Origin of the sequence: Planktotalea sp., from assembly GCF_050633725.1 — a bacterium.
In the GTDB taxonomy this organism is placed as follows: Bacteria; Pseudomonadota; Alphaproteobacteria; order Rhodobacterales; family Rhodobacteraceae; genus Planktotalea.
The window spans coordinates 16969-35378 of record NZ_JBOEHB010000032.1; the positions used below are offsets into that span (position 1 = coordinate 16969).

At 54.1% G+C, this 18410-nt stretch carries 18 protein-coding genes and 1 tRNA gene; 16 read left to right on the forward strand and 3 right to left on the reverse strand.

Annotated elements, in window-relative coordinates:
* Positions 1-49: 49 nt before the first annotated feature.
* The 9 genes from ACRBCU_RS18050 (at position 50) to ACRBCU_RS18090 (ending at position 10612) form a co-directional block, all read left to right on the forward strand.
* Positions 50-718, forward strand: a complete 669-nt coding sequence (locus ACRBCU_RS18050) for a GntR family transcriptional regulator (RefSeq protein WP_431366789.1) — start codon at positions 50-52, stop codon at positions 716-718.
* 73 nt (positions 719-791) lie between these two features.
* On the forward strand, positions 792-2183 hold the full coding sequence (locus ACRBCU_RS18055; protein WP_431366790.1) for an aspartate aminotransferase family protein: 1392 nt from the start codon (positions 792-794) through the stop codon (positions 2181-2183).
* 169 nt (positions 2184-2352) lie between these two features.
* Positions 2353-4443, forward strand: a complete 2091-nt coding sequence (locus tag ACRBCU_RS18060; protein ID WP_431366791.1) for a 3-hydroxyacyl-CoA dehydrogenase NAD-binding domain-containing protein — start codon at positions 2353-2355, stop codon at positions 4441-4443.
* Complete coding sequence (locus ACRBCU_RS18065; RefSeq protein WP_431366792.1) at positions 4440-5609, forward strand: acetyl-CoA C-acyltransferase; 1170 nt, start codon at positions 4440-4442, stop codon at positions 5607-5609. Before ACRBCU_RS18060 ends, ACRBCU_RS18065 begins: the two co-directional genes overlap by 4 nt.
* Before the next feature lie 10 nt (positions 5610-5619).
* Positions 5620-6819 carry an acyl-CoA dehydrogenase family protein gene (locus ACRBCU_RS18070; protein ID WP_431366793.1) on the forward strand — a complete coding sequence of 400 codons (1200 nt, stop codon included), beginning with the start codon at positions 5620-5622 and terminating at the stop codon, positions 6817-6819.
* Positions 6816-7931, forward strand: a complete 1116-nt coding sequence (locus tag ACRBCU_RS18075) for an acyl-CoA dehydrogenase family protein (RefSeq protein WP_431366794.1) — start codon at positions 6816-6818, stop codon at positions 7929-7931. Before ACRBCU_RS18070 ends, ACRBCU_RS18075 begins: the two co-directional genes overlap by 4 nt.
* Positions 7932-8342 (forward strand): PaaI family thioesterase, encoded by a 411-nt coding sequence (locus ACRBCU_RS18080; RefSeq protein ID WP_431366795.1) that lies wholly within the window; start codon positions 7932-7934, stop codon positions 8340-8342. It abuts the gene before it with no gap.
* Positions 8339-9106: an oxepin-CoA hydrolase, alternative type gene (locus ACRBCU_RS18085; RefSeq protein WP_431366796.1), complete on the forward strand. Its 768-nt coding sequence runs from the start codon at positions 8339-8341 to the stop codon at positions 9104-9106. The genes ACRBCU_RS18080 and ACRBCU_RS18085 overlap by 4 nt, the downstream gene beginning before the upstream one ends.
* Before the next feature lie 15 nt (positions 9107-9121).
* Positions 9122-10612: a class I adenylate-forming enzyme family protein gene (locus ACRBCU_RS18090; protein ID WP_431366797.1), complete on the forward strand. Its 1491-nt coding sequence runs from the start codon at positions 9122-9124 to the stop codon at positions 10610-10612.
* 35 nt (positions 10613-10647) lie between these two features.
* Here ACRBCU_RS18090 and ACRBCU_RS18095 read toward each other — a convergent pair whose 3' ends face one another.
* Together ACRBCU_RS18095 and ACRBCU_RS18100 are read right to left on the reverse strand one after the other, a co-directional pair.
* Positions 10648-11829, reverse strand: coding sequence for a winged helix-turn-helix domain-containing protein (locus ACRBCU_RS18095; RefSeq protein ID WP_431366798.1), 1182 nt, complete (start codon positions 11827-11829; stop codon positions 10648-10650).
* Positions 11830-11832: 3 nt separating this feature from the next.
* Positions 11833-12858: a LacI family DNA-binding transcriptional regulator gene (locus ACRBCU_RS18100; protein WP_431366799.1), complete on the reverse strand. Its 1026-nt coding sequence runs from the start codon at positions 12856-12858 to the stop codon at positions 11833-11835.
* Between the two features lie 117 nt (positions 12859-12975).
* Here ACRBCU_RS18100 and ACRBCU_RS18105 point away from each other — a divergent pair.
* Together ACRBCU_RS18105 and ACRBCU_RS18110 are read left to right on the forward strand one after the other, a co-directional pair.
* Positions 12976-13052: transfer RNA gene (locus tag ACRBCU_RS18105), tRNA-Arg, on the forward strand.
* A 46-nt stretch (positions 13053-13098) separates the two neighbouring features.
* On the forward strand, positions 13099-13644 hold the full coding sequence (locus tag ACRBCU_RS18110) for a hypothetical protein (protein ID WP_431366800.1): 546 nt from the start codon (positions 13099-13101) through the stop codon (positions 13642-13644).
* On the opposite strand, the gene ACRBCU_RS18115 is transcribed toward ACRBCU_RS18110, so the two are convergent.
* A complete protein-coding gene (locus ACRBCU_RS18115; RefSeq protein ID WP_431366801.1) occupies positions 13645-15081 on the reverse strand; it encodes a P-loop ATPase, Sll1717 family in 1437 nt (478 codons plus the stop codon).
* A gap of 117 nt (positions 15082-15198) precedes the next feature.
* On the opposite strand from ACRBCU_RS18115, the gene ACRBCU_RS18120 reads away from it, so the two are divergent.
* The 5 genes from ACRBCU_RS18120 (at position 15199) to ACRBCU_RS18140 (ending at position 18406) form a co-directional block, all read left to right on the forward strand.
* Positions 15199-16074, forward strand: coding sequence for a hypothetical protein (locus tag ACRBCU_RS18120; RefSeq protein WP_431366802.1), 876 nt, complete (start codon positions 15199-15201; stop codon positions 16072-16074).
* Between the two features lie 7 nt (positions 16075-16081).
* Positions 16082-16219 carry a hypothetical protein gene (locus ACRBCU_RS18125; RefSeq protein ID WP_431366803.1) on the forward strand — a complete coding sequence of 46 codons (138 nt, stop codon included), beginning with the start codon at positions 16082-16084 and terminating at the stop codon, positions 16217-16219.
* 40 nt (positions 16220-16259) lie between these two features.
* Positions 16260-16460: a hypothetical protein gene (locus ACRBCU_RS18130; RefSeq protein ID WP_431366804.1), complete on the forward strand. Its 201-nt coding sequence runs from the start codon at positions 16260-16262 to the stop codon at positions 16458-16460.
* A gap of 213 nt (positions 16461-16673) precedes the next feature.
* Positions 16674-17945: a DNA (cytosine-5-)-methyltransferase gene (gene dcm, locus ACRBCU_RS18135; protein ID WP_431366805.1), complete on the forward strand. Its 1272-nt coding sequence runs from the start codon at positions 16674-16676 to the stop codon at positions 17943-17945.
* Positions 17945-18406: a very short patch repair endonuclease gene (locus ACRBCU_RS18140; protein ID WP_431366806.1), complete on the forward strand. Its 462-nt coding sequence runs from the start codon at positions 17945-17947 to the stop codon at positions 18404-18406. The genes dcm and ACRBCU_RS18140 overlap by 1 nt, the downstream gene beginning before the upstream one ends.
* The last annotated feature ends 4 nt before the right edge of the window (positions 18407-18410 follow it).

An 18410-nucleotide genomic window follows, 5' to 3' on the forward strand; every position in this document is an offset into this window, starting at 1 on the left:
GTTTGTCTTGCTAGTATCGGCTAAGCAGTTGTTCGACGGGAGATAACAAATGAATAGCGCTTCCCGTGGGCTAGAAGCGGCTTCAACGCCTACCCACGAGCTTGTTTATCAAACCCTACGGGACATGGTGCTGTTTGGGGATTTCGAACCAGGTCAGGCCGTTACAATTCAGGGGCTTACGCAAAGTCTAAGCGCCGGTGTAACTCCAGTTCGCGAGGCGATCAGGCGGTTGATTGCCGAAGGTGCCTTACAAATGCAGGGCAACCGGCGGGTCTGTGTGCCAGTTTTGAAGGCATCGGACGTTCAGGAGCTGCTTTACGCAAGGATCGCTTTAGAAACAGAGCTTACGAGACGCGCAATGACACGCGTTCAGCCTGCGGACTTAGAGCGGCTCTCGCAAATCGATTCGAGATTGGACAGCGCGATTGCGGCGGGCAATATACGCGCTTACTTGCAGCTCAATCATCTGTTTCACACCGAGCTTTTCAAAATTTCAGAAGCCCCTGTTTTGCACGAAATCACGGATAAGCTTTGGTTACGATTTGGTCCGCTCTTGAGAGACTTCATCGAAAACAATGGTCTACCCGATATGCCTGACTGTCACAAAGACCTGCTTACCGCATTCGAACAGCAAGACCGCGAAAGCGCCGAACGCGCGATAATCGGCGATATCGAGCAAGGGATTGGTCGCATCAAAACCTTTGAAGGTACCGCCTGAGATTGACAGAGATTAATTTGATCATATTCTGCGTTTGACGCATTTCGATATTCTTATGAAAGCAAACACAGTCATGAACGCGATTACCAACCATATGCCGACGGCAGAGCTACAGGCGCTTGATGCAGCGCACCACATGCACCCTTTCACGACAGGCGACGAGATCGCTGCGAAAGGCGCGCGGGTAATTACCGGTGCTAATGGCGTGATGCTGCGCGATTCAGACGGCAACCAAATTCTGGACGCTATGGCGGGGCTTTGGTGTGTGAACATCGGCTACGGTCGCGATGAACTTGCTGAAGTCGCGGCGCGTCAAATGCGAGAATTACCGTATTACAACACGTTCTTTATGACGACTCATGTTCCAGTGATCGCGCTTAGCCAGCGGCTTGCAGAACTTACGCCAGACGGCATGAACCATGTGTTTTACGCGGGCTCGGGCTCGGAGGCGAACGATACCAATATCCGAATGGTGCGCACTTATTGGGATATGAAGGGCAAGCCTTCAAAAAAAGTGATCATCTCACGGCACAACGCCTATCATGGCTCCTCTGTTGGCTCGGGATCGCTAGGTGGCATGAGCCCAATGCATGCACAGGGTGGGCTACCGATCCCTGACGTCCATCACATTGGCCAGCCGAACTGGTGGACAGAAGGTGGCGAAATGAGCCGCGAGGATTTCGGCCTGATGCGTGCGCAGGAGCTAGAGCAGGCGATCAACGACATGGGCGAAGATCGGGTCGCCGCCTTTATTGCCGAACCTATTCAGGGCGCAGGCGGCGTGATTATTCCCCCGTCAACATATTGGCCGGAGATTCAGCGCATTTGCGACAAATATGAAATCTTGCTGATTGCTGACGAAGTGATTTGCGGATTTGGGCGGACGGGCAATTGGTTCGGCTCTCAAACCGTTGGTATTCGCCCGGATGTGATGACCATCGCCAAAGGGCTTAGCTCTGGCTATCAGCCAATTGGCGGATCTGTCGTGTCTGACGAGATTGCAAGCGTGATCAATTCAGGAGAGTTTAACCACGGTTACACCTACTCAGGACATCCAGTCGCGAGCGCTGTCGCTCTTGAGAACCTCCGCATTCTGGACGAAGAAAAAATCGTTGAGCGCGTGCGCGATCAAACGGGACCTTATCTCAAGAAAAAGTGGGAAGCCTTGACCGAACACCCTCTGGTCGGTGAAGCGAATATCGTTGGGATGATGGGGTCTATTGTTCTTACACCCCACAAAGAAAGCCGCGCATCGTTCAAGTCTGCGGGCGCTGCTGGATTTACCTGCCGTGAACGTTGCTTTGAAAACAATCTGGTAATGCGCCACGTTGGCGATCGGATGATCATTTCACCACCTTTGGTGATTTCCGAGCCAGAGATCGACACATTGATCGAGCGCGCTGTGCAATCGCTAGATGAATGTCACGCAAGCCTCAAATCCGAAGGTTTGATGGAGTCTGCATAACTCAAAAGCGCCTGCCGACGCGGGCGCTTTTAAGCTTAACCTTGCTGCTCGGGCTCGCCCTTGGCAGGACTTTATTCGCAAAGTGAAGCCTGTGACGTTGCGTTTGTACGCTGGCGTCACAGAGATGTTGCGTTAGGTTACTTTCAAGAAATTTACGGGAGGCCAATTCATGGCAGACGCAATTCAGTATAAGCTGATGGGCGAGATCGCTATTCTGACAGCAAATAATCCACCAGTGAACGCGCTTTCGCATGCCGTGCGACAAGGGTTGATCGATGGGATTGAACGCGCTGAGAACGAAGCCAAAGCAGTTGTGATCGTTGGTGGCGGACGCACCTTCTTTGCAGGCGCAGATATAACAGAGTTCGGCAAACCATTTGTCGAACCAGGCTTGCCAAGCGTTTGCGCACGAATTGAAAGAAGCCCGCTCCCCGTTGTGGCATCCTTGCATGGTACAGCGCTAGGCGGCGGCTTGGAGGTGGCACTGGGAACGCACTATCGTATTGCGATCCCCTCCGCGAAAGTAGGGTTGCCCGAAGTGCTGCTAGGCTTGCTGCCCGGCGCAGGCGGAACCCAACGACTTCCGCGCGTGATCGGTGCCGAAAATGCAATTGATATTATCACTTCAGGTCGACAGGTCGGTGCGAGCGAAGCTTTGAAATTGGGGATCATCGACGAAATCGCGGATGGTGATGTCGAAGAGATTGGCGTCGCCTATGCGGAGCGCCTGTTAAAGGCAGGCAAAGGTCCGCGCCCTGTCGCTGACCTGCCATGCCCGACTGCGATAGATTTTGACGCGGCTTATGACCTTGCTTTGAAAAAAGGTCGCGGCCAAATCGCGCCTGCGACAGCGATCCGTGCAATCGAAGTTGCTTGCAATACGAACTTCGATGAAGGGATTGAGCAAGAACGCCAAATGTTCATGACCCTGCTCGCGTCGCCCCAATCCAAAGGGATGATCCACGCGTTCTTTAACGAGCGTGCTGTGTCCAAATTGCCCGAGCTTAAGGGCGTTGAGCCGCGTGCACTGAACGCGCTTGGCGTTATCGGTGGCGGCACGATGGGTGCGGGCATCACGGTTGCGGCCTTGCTCGCGGGTCTGGATGTCACAATGGTAGAGCGCGACGCCGCCGCCGCAGAGGCTGGCGCAGGGCGTGTGGCAGGCATCCTGCAAGGTTCAGTCAAACGCGGAAAACTAAGCCAAGACAAATATGATGCGATCATGGCGGGCGGTTTCCGCGCGGTCGATAACTACGACGCGCTCGCAGACGTCGATTTGGTTATCGAAGCCGCATTCGAAGAAATGGGTGTCAAAAAGGCGATCTTCGCCGAGCTGGATCGCGTGTGCAAACAAGGCGCGGTGCTTGCCTCAAACACCTCCTATCTCGATGTAAACGAGATCGCCGCCAGCACATCGCGCCCAAGCGATGTGATCGGCTTGCACTTCTTCTCGCCCGCGCATGTGATGAAACTGCTTGAGGTGGTCGTTGCCGATCAAACTGCGCCTGATGTTGTCGCAACGGGCTTTGCGCTCGGCAAAGCGCTGCGCAAGATTTCTGTGCGCTCTGGCGTGTGTGACGGCTTTATTGGCAACCGCATTCTCAAGACCTATCGCACCTGCGCCGATCACATGGTGCTGGATGGGGCATCCCCCTATGAGATCGACAAGGCTATGACGGCTTTTGGCTTTGCAATGGGCCCGTTTGAGGTTGGCGATCTCGCTGGTCTCGACATCGGTTGGGCCACGCGCAAACGCCTCGCGCCGACCCGTGATCCCCATGAGCGCGTCAGCACCTATCCCGACAAGATGTGCGAGGCGGGCAACTTTGGCCAGAAGACTGGCAAGGGCTATTACATCTATGAAAAGGGCAAACGCGGCGGCACGCCTGATCCTGAGGTCACCAAACTGATCGAGGCTGAACGCGCCGAGCTTGGTATCACCGCACGCGACTTTTCCCACGAAGAAATCCAGCGCCGCTACATGTGCGCGATGATCAATGAGGCGGCGAAAGTTGTTGATGAAGGCATCGCACGTCGCCCGCTTGATGTGGATATGGTTCTGCTCTTTGGCTACGGATTCCCGCGTCACTGGGGCGGCCCGATGAAGTGGGCAGACATGCAGGGGCTGGACAGCATTCTGGCCGACATAAATCGCTATGCAGAGGAAGATGATTTCTTCTGGCAACCCTCCGATTTGCTGACCCGCCTCGTTGCGGCGGGCAAATCTTTTGATGATCTGAACAAAGGAGACACGGTATGAAACAGGCCGTCATCGTATCCACCGCACGCACCGGTTTGGCCAAGTCGTTTCGCGGCTCTTTGAACATGACCCACGGCGCAACTCTGGGCGCACATTCTGTTGAGCACGCGGTCGCGCGCGCGGGCATTGACCCGGCGACTGTCGAGGATGTGCTAATGGGCTGCGCCACGCCAGAGGGTGCGACAGGCGGCAACATCGCCCGCCAGATCGCCTTGCGCGCTGGGCTTCCAGTTTCGGTTTGCGGCGCGACGGTGAACCGTTTCTGTTCCTCGGGTTTGCAGACAATCGCAATGGCAGCGCAGGCCATTCAGAACGGCGCGGGCCCGATGGTTGCAGGCGGTGTTGAGAGCATTTCCATGACCGGCAATCACCGCGTTCCATCGCAAGATCCATGGATCCTAGAGCACAAGCCAGCCGTTTACATGACCATGATCGAGACCGCCGATATTGTGGCCGAACGCTATAATGTTTCGCGCGAGGCGCAAGATGAATATGGGCTTCGCTCGCAACTGCGCATGGCCGCAGCGCAAGAGGCTGGGAAGTTTGCCGATGAGATCGTGCCGATGAAGGCAACGATGGCGGTGAAGGACAAAGAGACCGAAGAGATTTCGCATCACGAGGTCACCGTTGATCGCGACGAATGCAATCGCCCGAACACGGTGATTGAGGGTCTAAATGGACTGAATCCTGTGCGCGAGGGCGGTTATGTGACCGCTGGTAACGCGAGCCAACTTTCCGATGGATCAGCCGCCGTTGTGATGATGGACTCTGTTGAAGCAGAGCGCCAAGGCATCGAAGCGCTGGGCGCGTTCAAGGGCTTTGCCGTTGCAGGTTGCGAGCCTGACGAGATGGGCATCGGCCCTGTCTTTGCGGTGCCTCGCTTGCTCGAGCGTCATGGCCTTACCGTCGATGATATTGACCTCTGGGAGTTGAACGAGGCGTTTGCGTCTCAAGCGCTCTACTCACGGGATCGCCTCGGCATTGATGACGAGAAGTGCAATGTGAATGGCGGATCAATTGCGATTGGTCACCCCTTCGGCATGACTGGCGCGCGGATGACAGGCCACCTGATGCTAGAGGGCAAGCGACGCGGCGCGAAGCTGGGCGTTGTGACGATGTGTATTGGCGGCGGCATGGGTGCAGCTGGCCTCTTCGAGATATTCTAAGGAGTTCGACATGGACCTGAATTACAATGCAGAAGAGCGCGCGTTCCAAGACAAAGTGCGCAGCTTTATGAAAGAGAAACTGCCGAAAGCGCTGTCCGAAAAGGTGCGCTTAGGCGGTGAGTTGACCAAAGCGGATATGGAGCAATGGCATGCCTTGCTGAACGACAACGGGATGCTCGCGCAAAACTGGCCCAAGGAATTTGGCGGTGCGGAATGGAACGCTGTGCAGCGTCACATTTATGAGGAAGAAGCAGCGCTTGCGAATGCACCACGCATCGTGCCGTTTGGCCTATCTATGCTCGCACCTGTTTTGCAGAATTTCGGCTCTCAGGAACAATGCGATCACTGGCTGCCGCGCATATTGGACGGCTCTGACTGGTGGTGTCAGGGCTATTCGGAACCCGGCGCTGGCTCTGACCTTGCATCGCTGAAAACGCGCGCTGTGCGCGAGGGTGATCACTACATCGTTAACGGTCAAAAAACGTGGACCACGCTTGGCCAGCACGCGAACATGATCTTCTGCCTCGTGCGCACCGATCCTGATGTGAAACAGCAGCTCGGCATTTCCTTCCTGCTGATCGATATGAATACACTGGGCATCGAAGTGCGCCCGATCATCTTGCTCGATGGTACGGCTGAGGTGAACGAGGTCTGGTTCACAGATGTCAAAGTCCCTGTCGAAAACCTTGTTGGCGAAGAGAACAAAGGTTGGACCTACGCCAAATATCTGCTGACGCATGAGCGCACGAATATCGCGGGTGTTGGTTCGTCCAATGCAGGCTTGGAAGCGGTGAAACGCATGGCCAAGGCCGAGATGTCAGGTGGCAGGCCCCTAATTGAGAACCCGCATTTTGCCGCGCGTATCGCGCAGGTTGAAATTGATCTCATGGCGATGGCGCTATCCAATTTGCGCATCGTTTCACAGGCGGCCAAAGGCGGCGCGCCGGGGCTTGAGGCATCGATGCTCAAGGTCAAAGGCACGATCATTCGCCAAGAGATCAACGATCTCGCGCGCCGCGCTGTTGGCACCTACGCACTGCCTTTCGCCTCCGAAGCGGTTGAGGGCACGAACGAGGCCCCTTTCGGTCCTGACTATGCTGGGCCAGTGGCAGCGGATTATTTCAACAACAGAAAACTCTCGATCTTTGGCGGCTCTAACGAGGTCCAGCGCGAGATCATTGCCAAGACAACTTTGGGAGCAATGCGATGAACTTTGAACTGACCGAAGAGCGGCAAATGCTGCAAGACACATTGCGCCGTTTCCTTGCTGACAAGTACGACGTGAAGACCCGCAATGAGATCCTTGAGAGCGAGCGTGGCATGAGTGCTGATATCTGGGCACAGCTCGCTGAGCTGGGCGTTCTGGGCGCGCTGTTCTCTGAAGAAGACGGTGGCTTTGGCGGCGCTGGTTTCGACATCGCTGTGGTGTTCGAAGAATTGGGTCGCGCAGGTGTTGTCGAGCCGGTTCTGGAGACTTGTATCCTTGGCGGCGGGCTAATCGCCGTGCTTGGAAACGAGACCCAAAAGGGCTTGTTAGAGACTGTTATTGGCGGCGAGGTGATGTTGGCGCTTGCCCATAGCGAGCCGCGTTCGCGCTATGATTTGAACCGCGTTGAAACGACTTTTGCAGATGGAAAACTCTCTGGCCACAAGTCCATGTCACTTGGCGCACCGAATGCGAGCCATGTGATTATCTCTGCCCGTGAAAGCGGTGAAGTTGATGCGCAGGACGGCATTTCGCTCTTTTTAGTGCCTGTTTCTGAGCTGGACATGCGGGCTACGCCAATGATGTGCGGCGGTATGGCGGCGGATATTTATCTGGACGGTGTGGCTGTCAGCGATGACATGCGCCTCGGCGCGGCGGGCGCAGCATTCCCCCATTTAGAGACTGTTTTTGCTTCCGCTATCACTGCGCTTTGCGCGCAGACGCTGGGCGGTATGGAAAGCGCAACGAAGCTGACCGTGGAATATCTGCAAACACGCAAACAGTTCGGCAAGCCGATCGGCACCTTCCAAGCGCTACAGCATCGCCTGTCGGATATGTTGATCGAGCTGGAGCAAGCCCGCTCTGCCGTGATCGGTGCTGCGGGTTATCTAGAGGCGGATGCGGCCCTGCGGGATCGCTATGTCAGCGGTGCCAAGAACCTCATGGGTCGCTCGGGTCGCATGATCGCGGAAGAAGCGATCCAGATGCATGGCGGCATCGCGATGACGCAGGAATTCGAACTGGCGCATTTCGCGAAACGCATCATCATGGCGGACAGCATGTTCGGTGATACGGACCATCATCTTGGCCGCTTCATCGCGTTGAGCGCCGCCTAAATGAGCACGCTCATCCATGATGAAACGGGCACGCAGCGGCTGGTCGGATATGTGATCGAAGTGGGTCATGAGGACGGCTGCGCGCGCTGCTGGCTCGACGTGGATGAGCGCCATTTAAACCGTCACAATGTGCTGCACGGTGGCATCGCAACAATGCTGATGGACAGCGCCAGCGGCGCGACGGGCAGCATGACGGTTGATCCTTCGGGGCTTGCGCCGTTTCTGTCCGTGTCCCTGAATGTGCAGTTCATCGCAGCGGGTCAACCGGGGCGCGTGACGGCTATCGGAAAGATCACCGGTGGTGGGCGTTCGATCAAATTTATCTCGGCTGAATTGCGCCATGAGGACGGCACGCTGATTGCGACCTCGACGGGTGTGTTCAAACGGGTTCCACAGGAGAAATTGTCATGAGCCTTGCGCGCATTGAACAGAATGGTTCGACCCTCATTATTGTGAATTCAAACGCGGCCCGCCGCGGCGCGCTGTCCCCCGAGTTATACGCGACGGTGCTAGAGGCTTGCGAGCGCGCAAAGGACCCGAGCGTTCGCGCAATTATCTTTGCCTCGGAAGGTGGGTTCTTTTGCTCTGGCGGCGATCTCAACACGATGAGAGCGCGCAGCGATCTCAGCTTGGAAGAGCGCCGCGAAAAGGTGCAGGACCTGCACGATGTGGTCAGCGCAATTCGCAATGCGCCCGTTCCTGTCATTGCCGCTGTTGAAGGCGGGGCCGCCGGGGCTGGCCTGTCGCTGGCTGTGGCTTGCGACATGATCGTTGCCAGTAAGGGCGCGAAGTTTACCGCGTCCTACGTCAAAGCGGGCGTCGTTCCTGATGGTGGGCTGACCTCGTCACTGGCACGTATGCTGCCGCGTCAGATGGTGACCGAGATGTGTCTCTTGGCGCGCAGTGTCACGGCAGAGAGGCTTGCAGAGCTTGGCGTGGTTAATCTGGTTACAGACGATGCATTGGGCGAAGCACAGGCGCTTGCTGATGCGTTCGCCAAAGGACCGCGCAAGGCGCAGGGGATCATCAAGGGGCTCGTGAGCAGTGGCTACGAGAGTTCCGAGCAAGATCAGCTAGAGGCGGAACGCGAGGCAATGATCCGCGCGGTCGTCGATACAGAGGCGCAGATCGGCATCGCAGCCTTTCTCGATAAGAAAACGCCTAAATACCCATAAGAGCGAGGACAGCAGATGCAGATCCACCAGTTCCTAGAGGACCAGGCGAATACGCGCCCTGACGCGATGGCAATTGTAGATTGGGATGGGGCTGAGTGGAGCTTTGCCAAGGAGTGGGACGTCGCGCAAAAAGGCGCTGATCTGCTGCGCCTTTCTGGTGTGCAGCGCGGCGATCGCGTTCTGATGGTGACGGAAAATTGCGCGATGCTCTGTGCGTTCATCTATGCTTGTTCTCTGATTGGCGCTTGGGCCGTGCCTGTAAACGCGCGTCAGACTGGTGCAGAGCTGGAACGCATCATCAAACACGCGACCCCACGCTTGGGTCTGTTCATGTCCGAAGTGTCGCCAGATGCGAAAGCTCATGGCACCCGCTTTGAGGCACGCGACGTGAAGGGCGCTTGGGGCAATGTCATGGTGGCGGAGCTTGGTCCGAGCGATCCAGCGCCTGACAAGGACGTTGCTGTGATGCTCTTTACAACAGGCACGACCGGGACGCCAAAGGGCGTGATGCTGACGCAAAGCAATCTCGTTTACGCAGGTAAAACCAGCGCCGATACACGAAGCTTAGTGTCATCGGATGTGGTTTATGGCGCGCTGCCGATGTCCCACGTGTTTGGTTTGGCCTCGATGTTCCTCGCCTCGACCTTTATCGGAGCCACGATCCGATTAGAGGCGCGTTTTACTGCGGCCAAGCTTTATGATGCGTTGACCAATGGCGTAACGATCCTGCCCGCGGTCCCACAAATGCACGCGCTCTTGATGCAGTACACCGCCGAGCAAGGCATTGAGAGTATCGCAGGCGGTCCGCTGCGCTACGTATCTTCAGGCGCGGCACCGCTTGACCCCGTCTGGAAACGCAAGGCTGAGGCCTTTTATGGCGTCGCGCTGCAAAATGGTTATGGCATGACCGAGACGAGCGCAGGCGTTGCCACCACGAAAAGCAAGATTGGCGATCCTGATATTTCTGTTGGCCCCGCGTTGGCGGGCATTGAGATTATGATCGACGAAAGCGCCGAAGGCGGCGGCAATGGCACGGGCGAGGTTCTCACACGTGGCCCCCACATCATGCTTGGTTATTTCCGAAATCCTGAAGCAACAGCCGCAGTGCTTGATCGCGACGGCTGGATGCACACGGGCGATTTAGGAAAGATTGATGACAAAGGCCTGCTGCACATTCTAGGGCGTAGTAAAGAGTTGATCATTCGCGGCGGCTTTAACATCTACCCACCTGAGGTGGAGGCCGCCTTCAACGATCACCCCGCAGTCATTCAGTCCGCTGTTATCGGTCGGCGCACAGCCACGGGGGATGAGGAAGTGCTCGCTTTCGTACAGCTCCCACAACTTGATGCGACGACGGTCGAAGACCTGCGTAGTTTTGTGGAACCGCGTTTGACAGCCTACAAACGTCCCAGCGAAATCGTCCTCGCGCTTGCCCTGCCGGCCGCGCCGACTGGCAAGCTTTTGAAACACAAGTTGCTAGAGCATTTCGCGGATCAACTGAGCTAAGCGAGCTTCATTTTCCAAAATAAACTCATCCACACTCACAACCCAAGCCCCGCTGCGATCCTGACCTGCGACACGCCTGCAAACTTCGCCATGCGATCCAGCTCTTTGCGTAGCTTTTCGACCCGAGCGGGCACCACGCGCACGCCTTTTTCCCACCAGAGGCCCGTGACGTTCAACACATCCTCGGCGCGTAGCGCTTTCATATCAATGCGCCCAACTAGGCGATCCCCTTCCAGAATGGGAAAAACGTAGTATCCGTATTGACGCTTTGCTTCGGGAACAAAAATCTCGATGCGGTAATGAAACCCAAAGAGCCGTTCGGCACGCTTACGATCCCGCAGAGCTGGGTCAAATGGACTTAGGATTCGCAATCTGGACGTTGGTTTCGGCGGTGTTTCATCCACTATGCTCGAACGCGCAAAAGAGCGACGCAACTTACCGTCAACGCCTTCAACATCGACCTCAATCAAGCCCTTTGACTGGCACCATTCTTTGGCTTCGGATTTCGTAACAATATCCCAAAAGTCTGCAATTTCTGTTGAGGTCGCAAACCCCAAGCGATCCAATGCCGCATTGCACAACCAATCTATGCTATCTTCATCGCTCGGATCATTGGAAAGCACTGCCTCATCCAAGACGCGTTCGGTAAGATCATAGAACTTCTTGAAGGACTCGCGTCGCGTGACCGAAAGGTTCCCAACTCTCCAGAGATACTCCAGCGCAGTTTTGGATGGGTGCCAATCCCACCAACCGCCAGAGCCACGTTTCTCGCCAATTCCTACGCAAGCAGATGACTTTGGCCCTTCAACCTCGATCTGAGTCTTAATCGCGTCCAAGACCTCCTCAAACCCACCGCGTCGCCAACTGCGCCACTGTGCCTTTAACTTAACCGCATCGCGGCGAAAGCGCAGTTTCCAATGAGGAAAGAACTCAGAGGGAATGACCGATGCATCATGTGTCCAATGCTCAAAAAGCGAGTGATCCCTTTCCAGCAAAGGCACAAGATTTTTGGGCTTGTACGACGTGCGGCGCGCTCGCAAGATCATGTGGTGCGCGCGTTCGACAGTGTTGATGCTATCGACCTGTACAAACCCAAGACGCGTGATCACGTCGAGTAGATCTTTGTCCTTGCCAGTTCCAGTCGGCGCGTTGCTGAGCAAATGGCGATCCAGAAAAACCGCGCGTGCGCTTTTATTGGTTAGAACAGGAGCGCTCATCAACTATCGCCGTTTCAATGTGTCGCCGTAGCTGATTGTTGGGGTCAACTCGATGCGTTTCTCTAGTTCTGCATTCGGATTTTCAACCCGTTCGGCAATGATTTCCGCAGCCTTGCGGCCAATATCTTTGCGGCATGCGTCCATCGTAGCAAGCTGACGCGGCAAGCCTTGCAAAAGCTCTACACCGTTGAATCCCGCAAGCCCGATTTGATTGGGAATGTCGTAGCCTTGTTCGAGAAGATAAAGCAAGCCGCCTGCCCCGATCATATCGTTCGAGTAATAAAGGAAATCCAGATCAGGGTTTCGCTTTAGCATTGCCGCCGTCATTTCGCGCCCTTTGGCGAGCGCCGACCCACCTGAATAAAACTCGCGCTCTGCAATCTCGACGCCAGCCTTACTTAGCGCTTCTGTGAACCCTTCAAATCGTTTGCGCGCGCGGTGATCAAGCGGCATCTTTGTTCCCATGAAGCCGATGTTTTTATACCGCCGCTTCAAGATTGCCTTTGCCATCTCGCGGCCTGCGCGACGATGGGAAATCCCAACGCTTGTATCGATTGGCGTGCCATCGACATCCATTATTTCGACAACAGGAATACCCGAGGCTTTCATCATAGCGCGCGATGCATCGGAATGCTCCAGCCCTGCGATGATCACGCCAGAAGGACGCCATGAAAGCATCTCAAAAAGCACGCGTTCTTCTTTCTCTGGCAGGTAGTCTGTGACGCCTACAACCGGTTGAAGCTCTGTATCTTCTAGGACTTGAGAAATTCCGGTCATGACCTCGGGAAAGACCATGTTAGAGAGCGACGGGATGATGACAGCGACAAGATTAACCCGCTGAGAGGCCAGAGCGCCGGCAATTTTATTGGGCACATAACCAAGTTCTTTGGCGGCTTTGAGGACCTTTTCCCGTGTAGAACTCGAAACGTCTCCGCGATTTCGCAGCACACGCGAGACAGTCATTTCAGACACCCCAGAAGCTTCGGAAACATCGCGTAGCGTGAGGGGGCGGGCATCGGAATTAGTCAAAAGCGCGGGCTCCATTCAACAATCTATAGCCCCAACCTAATTCGGATTGCCGCCAAGTACCATGGGGTGAATTTGGCACTGACATTCCTTCGCTCTAGCGCTAAATTAGCAAAGCATGGCCCCGTGGCTCAACTGGATAGAGCAGCCCCCTCCTAAGGGGCAGGTTGCAGGTTCGAATCCTGCCGGGGTCGCCAAAAACAGCTGAAAGTATGACCTATTTACAGGGCTTTGTGAGGAAGCTTGCAGAAAGCCCCGCGAGCATTCGGGCCGAATTCTGCTGAAACGGCGGAAATCTCGCACAAAACCTGTAAAAAATTCGCTCGTCTTTGCGCCTTTTGGGGCGACCCGATGAGCTGGCGGGTCGCGAACACATGCGCGGAACGGAAGTTCGGCAGCGCTACGCGCAAGCAGATCATCATGTTTCTGGCTGACAAGGCGAGCGACGATGGTTCCGGCATTTGGTGTTCTAAGGGCACGATCCAGCGCCACACCGAGTTGGGGGAGACCACCGTCAAGCGAACCGTGCGCGAGTTTCTGAAGGAAGGCATCCTTGTCGAGACCGGCGCACGCACCTGCAAGAACGGTTTCACCGTCGTTTACGGGATCGATCTGGCCAAGGTTGAGGAGCTGGAACCGACGCTCGAGCCTGAGATTGAGACGGGGTCCACAGTGGCCCCCGTCCAGCCTGGCCCCGGTACGGGGGCCAGGCTGGACGGGGTACCGGGGCCACCAAACCATCCTAAAACCAACTGCGAGCAAAGGCCAAACTGTGACGTTTTGAAATAGTTAAACTATTTCTAACGCCTTAAACAAACCGCGGTGAACAATGATTGGAAGGCCAAAATTCAACTTTCTGTTTGGGTATTTGTATTTGAAGAACTCCAATGGCGAATTTCCACGACCCGTATTCCCGATTACACTAAAATGAAAAAGCAAGCGTAGGCATGTATCTGCATCCAGCTTCGAACCGGTTGTGGGCTTCATTTCATCGAACGTTTCCCTGAAAATTTTCACGTTAATGTATTGCTTATTAATATGGGATATCACATCAAAAACACTTTCGATTTCAGGTATTGTACTTTCAATTTCGTCTTTTAGTTCATCCCTTAAATATGTTGAGAATGAGGCGTCAACGCGCCGAAGAGTCTCTCCTTGGATTTTCGTGTTTTTATTCTTCAACTCATGCTCTGAGGCTACTTGCAAATACCTAATGAAGTCGCGTGGGCGCATATGAGTGCTCCGAGCAATAAAATCGAAAGTATTCATCGATCTTTGTTGCTTGTTGCCGTATCTTGTTTTCGCGTGTGCAAAAATTTTCAACCAAACATGGTCAAATTTTGGTTCAGAGCTTTTACTACCGATCGATCGTGACAATCGATAAGCAAGCATTTCCTGAATACTATCTTTATCCCATACTAGGTCTAATTTCACGTCAACCAACTTGTTTTTATCGTTATCTTTTATTAGCCCATAAATATCATCACGCAAGAAAACAATTGGCGCAACATTTAGGCCATTTTTCATAGAAAAAGATTTTATTTCGGCCGTAGCCTTTATTAGACTTGTAATTAGCTGTTGATACTGGTCATTATTATAGCGCTTAACAACATCTTTGAAGTCTTCATCAAGCTCATCAAAAGCCAAAATATAACTATGGCCTTTGGCATACTTTGCAACAATGGATTCAAGCATTTCTACTCTATCGACCCATTCACTATCACCCTGCGTGTCTTTAAATTCAACACCGCCGCCGGTACCTAGTACTTGCAGGTTTATTTGACTAACTGTCCAACGTTTAATTATCGCTGCCAAGTTCTGCTCAGCAGTGCTGCCAAAAGCCTTAGAGAGCTGTTTGCCGACTAGTGGATCAATTCTTGGATTAGTTGCCATCATCTTACAAACAAAAGACAAAATAACGTATTTCCAAATAGTTATATACTGATTTGGATTGGTGAATCTATGATCTTCAAGTTTGTATAATTCGTTGAACGGAAAGTTCTTAAAAGAGAGTTTCTCGGAGCTAAAATCATGGCTCTTCGATTGAGATATATATTCTGCGATTGCTGTTTTGCCAGTCCCCTTTCTGCCGACGACAATTGCATACCTACCCCTTAAGATACTTTCGAAATCACTACCCCGGAAAAAATATTTAGGGACATCTTCCAGTTTTGCTTCGACTCTCCAATGTGAGATTTCCTCAAGTGGGTTGGTGGAGTTTATCATATTTAGATAGCCCTAATTTATGCCATGAAATACGACCGCATCTGATGCATGGCGAATATTGTCGTTCATAATATACGTGTACTTTCTCCGAAGTAAACGAGGTTTGGCGCCGATCCGATGGAGTTGGAACGCACCCAAGAGGTCCGCGACACCATCGAGACCCCAACCCGCGCTCAAGGCCGTGACGAGTTGCACGCGTGGATTTTGGACCAAGTCAGCGTTGGCCTAATCACTGACCGTGGCAGCATGCTCGACGCCCTCGCCGAAGCTGGCTTCGACATCCCGCGCGCGGGCAAAGCCTACCTGACCGCCCAAGACCCCGACACCGGCGAGCGCTGGCGTTTGAAAGGAGAGATTTTCCATGAAGACTGGCAAGCCGAACCGCCTCGCCGAGACATTGAACGCGGACCTGGAGACAATACGCAGCGACCACGCCGCCTCGATGGCATCTCAGCTCGAGAGCTTCAGGAGCGATTTCAGCAGCATTGCGACCAGCGCGCTGCATACAATCGAGACCGATATCAGGTTCTTTCTCAGCGACAGCAAGAGCGAGTTGGAGAGGCGGAGCGAGACGATCCGGCGCTGGCTGACGATTTCGCCTTGGGTGATTGTGGGGATGGTCTCAGTCTGGATTGCGACGGTGCTGATAGCGAATTGGTTTTGGACGGGTTTAATCACTCGCTCGGAGATGACGATGCTTGGCCTGACACGGATCGAACAGTCCGGGCAGACATGGGTGACGCTGGACCCGAACCGGACCGAACTGAAGACCTGCACGATGGCGAAAACGCCCATCATCTGCATCGAGATCAAGGAGCCCTAGATGACCAATCCACCGATAACACCCCTGACAGCATTGGAGCGCGAATTGCTTGCATCCGTCGAGCGGTTGGTGACGGCCTGCGAGAGCTCAGCCAGGGAATTGCACGCCTTGGAGAAGTGCTCGACCAGCAGGATAGAAAGCAAGGCGAATGGCTTGGCGCATTGCGTTGAGCTATTGATGAAATCACATCTCACGTCCGTCAGCACATTGGCCGACTTGCTACGCGAGGAACGGAGTTACGAGACGCTTCAGGCGGGCTTAGAGACCAGCTGGAAGTCAGCGAAAGACGCCGAGAAACGGCTGAACGAGAGCTAGGCGCGAGAGATAGTCACCGCAGCGCCGGGCACTCGCTTTGATGGACTTCCAAGCCGCAGAAAGGCTCCACATGCAATTCGACCACACCCAATACACGCTCGGTTTCCGCCAAGCCTTAGGGTACGGCATTGACTATCGCGACTATAAAAAAGTCGACCGACTGCCTGAAGGGATTCCCTTACTTGCCATCGCTGGCATCTGGGGTAACTACAGTGACATCCGCTGCCTGTTCATCGACTAAACAGGGAAAACCTTCCGCCACCATATCACCGGCTGTGCCGGCGAGTACATCATCCACGAGCTGGATCTTAACGCGAAGGAGTTGCATTTCGGGCAGCTGGTAGTCGCGACAAGTTATCCCACTATCAAATAATCAAACTATCATCAGCCCGCCCTGGAGGTTGAGGAAAATGTCGTGTACTGACGAAGAAAAAATGTTGAGACTGGAAGTTCAGTGAGCTCAGATTTCATATACCGTGAGAAGTTGGCGGCAACGCGAAAGCGGCTGCGCGTTGACTATCGGGTCATGGCGACGCTCCTCGGCCTGGGGCCGGATGGAGCCGACACGGTGGAGCAATGGGAGCGCGGGTGCGGGAGAATAACTCCGACGAAGCAACGTGCAATCGAGAGCCTGCCTGAAACGATCCCGTTCAAGGATAACCGCAAAAAAAGCCCCTTTCAGTTTATTGATCTTTTTGCTGGCATCGGGGGTATCCGCATTCCGTTTCAGGAATTTGGCGGGAAGTGCGTATTCACAGCGGAAATCGACAAGCATAGCAAAGTCACATATGCGGCAAACTTCGGAGAGGTTCCTCAGAGGAACGGGGATATTACAAAGTTCACGGCGTCCGAAATTCCTGATCATGATGTGCTTCTTGCCGGCTTTCCCTGCCAAGCTTTCTCACAAGCCGGAAGGAAACAAGGCTTTCTGGACACACGTGGCACGATGTTCTTCGAAATACAGAGAATTCTTGCCGCACATCATCCGAAAGCGTTTCTGCTCGAGAACGTAAAGCAGCTGAAAGGTCACAATGGAGGGGACACGTTGAAGACGATCATGGCGATTTTACGGGGTGAATCATCTGCGGAAATCCCAAGTGATGTCATGTTATCAGAAGAAGCTCGCGCCAGTCTGGGAACTCATTTTGACTATGATGTCGATTTCGAAGTCCTGCGTGCGCGGGATTTTGGTGTGCCCCAGATCCGTGAGCGTATCTACATCGTGGGTATCCGTCGCGACAAAGGCGCGCCGGCCAATCACGAGCGGATCAAGGAGATGTTCGGCAAGGTCATTGAAAACTATCAGTTGAAAGTACCTCTCAAAGGTATTCTCGTCGATGATCCCGAGCGCACTCAGGATTTCACCATATCGGATAGGCTCTGGACAGGACACAAGGAGCGCAAAAAGCGGAACCGTGCGAATGGCAAGGGGTTCGGGTACAGCCTTTTTGATCGGACGTCCGAGTATTGCAGCACAATGAGTGCGCGATACTATAAGGATGGTAGCGAAATTCTCATTGATCAGTCGGATTTGGGGCGAAATCCGCGTAAGCTCCTTCCTGAAGAGGCACGCGCCTTGCAGGGGTTTCCCGAAGAATTCTTGATCGATCGGGTTGGCAAATCTCAACTTTATAAGCAGTTCGGCAATTCTGTTGCAGTCCCTGTAATCCGGGCGATAGCAAGCGAGATGCTTAGAGAGGCCAATATCCGAATCAGGAGAACCTGATGGTCGACATCGTGTCCTCGGAGGATCGTAGTCGAATGATGTCAGGCATCAAAGGCAAGGACACGAAGCCGGAAATCCTGGTAAGACAATTACTGCACCGCGCTGGCTACAGATTCAGGCTTCATCGGAAAGATATTCCCGGTCGACCAGATCTTGTCCTTTCACGCTACAACACAGCGCTATTCGTGAATGGCTGTTTCTGGCATGGGCACGAGGATTGCCATCTTTTTCGCCTCCCAAAATCGCGCCAGGAGTTCTGGAAAGTGAAGATTTCCAGCAATCAGGCACGGGATCTCCGAAAACAGACAGAACTCTTTGAACTTGGCTGGCGGGTTGGTGTCGTCTGGGAGTGCGCATTGAAAGGCAAAACGGCATTGGGCCATGATAGCATTCTGAGACGTCTTGAAGAGTTCTTACGCGGAGATATTCCGTTTTGTGAACTGCGTGGAACGCATCAGTAGGGGA

What these genes read in the sequence shown, in the direction of transcription:
- ACRBCU_RS18050 (WP_431366789.1), top strand. Translation starts at nt 50, where the DNA reads ATGAATAGCGCTTCCCGTGGGCTAGAAGCGGCTTCAACGCCTACCCAC.
- ACRBCU_RS18055 (WP_431366790.1), top strand. Translation starts at nt 792, where the DNA reads ATGAACGCGATTACCAACCATATGCCGACGGCAGAGCTACAGGCGCTT.
- ACRBCU_RS18060 (WP_431366791.1), top strand. Translation starts at nt 2,353, where the DNA reads ATGGCAGACGCAATTCAGTATAAGCTGATGGGCGAGATCGCTATTCTG.
- ACRBCU_RS18065 (WP_431366792.1), top strand. Translation starts at nt 4,440, where the DNA reads ATGAAACAGGCCGTCATCGTATCCACCGCACGCACCGGTTTGGCCAAG.
- ACRBCU_RS18070 (WP_431366793.1), top strand. Translation starts at nt 5,620, where the DNA reads ATGGACCTGAATTACAATGCAGAAGAGCGCGCGTTCCAAGACAAAGTG.
- ACRBCU_RS18075 (WP_431366794.1), top strand. Translation starts at nt 6,816, where the DNA reads ATGAACTTTGAACTGACCGAAGAGCGGCAAATGCTGCAAGACACATTG.
- ACRBCU_RS18080 (WP_431366795.1), top strand. Translation starts at nt 7,932, where the DNA reads ATGAGCACGCTCATCCATGATGAAACGGGCACGCAGCGGCTGGTCGGA.
- ACRBCU_RS18085 (WP_431366796.1), top strand. Translation starts at nt 8,339, where the DNA reads ATGAGCCTTGCGCGCATTGAACAGAATGGTTCGACCCTCATTATTGTG.
- ACRBCU_RS18090 (WP_431366797.1), top strand. Translation starts at nt 9,122, where the DNA reads ATGCAGATCCACCAGTTCCTAGAGGACCAGGCGAATACGCGCCCTGAC.
- ACRBCU_RS18095 (WP_431366798.1), bottom strand. Translation starts at nt 11,829, where the DNA reads ATGAGCGCTCCTGTTCTAACCAATAAAAGCGCACGCGCGGTTTTTCTG.
- ACRBCU_RS18115 (WP_431366801.1), bottom strand. Translation starts at nt 15,081, where the DNA reads ATGATAAACTCCACCAACCCACTTGAGGAAATCTCACATTGGAGAGTC.
- ACRBCU_RS18120 (WP_431366802.1), top strand. Translation starts at nt 15,199, where the DNA reads ATGGAGTTGGAACGCACCCAAGAGGTCCGCGACACCATCGAGACCCCA.
- ACRBCU_RS18125 (WP_431366803.1), top strand. Translation starts at nt 16,082, where the DNA reads ATGAAATCACATCTCACGTCCGTCAGCACATTGGCCGACTTGCTACGC.
- ACRBCU_RS18130 (WP_431366804.1), top strand. Translation starts at nt 16,260, where the DNA reads ATGGACTTCCAAGCCGCAGAAAGGCTCCACATGCAATTCGACCACACC.
- ACRBCU_RS18140 (WP_431366806.1), top strand. Translation starts at nt 17,945, where the DNA reads ATGGTCGACATCGTGTCCTCGGAGGATCGTAGTCGAATGATGTCAGGC.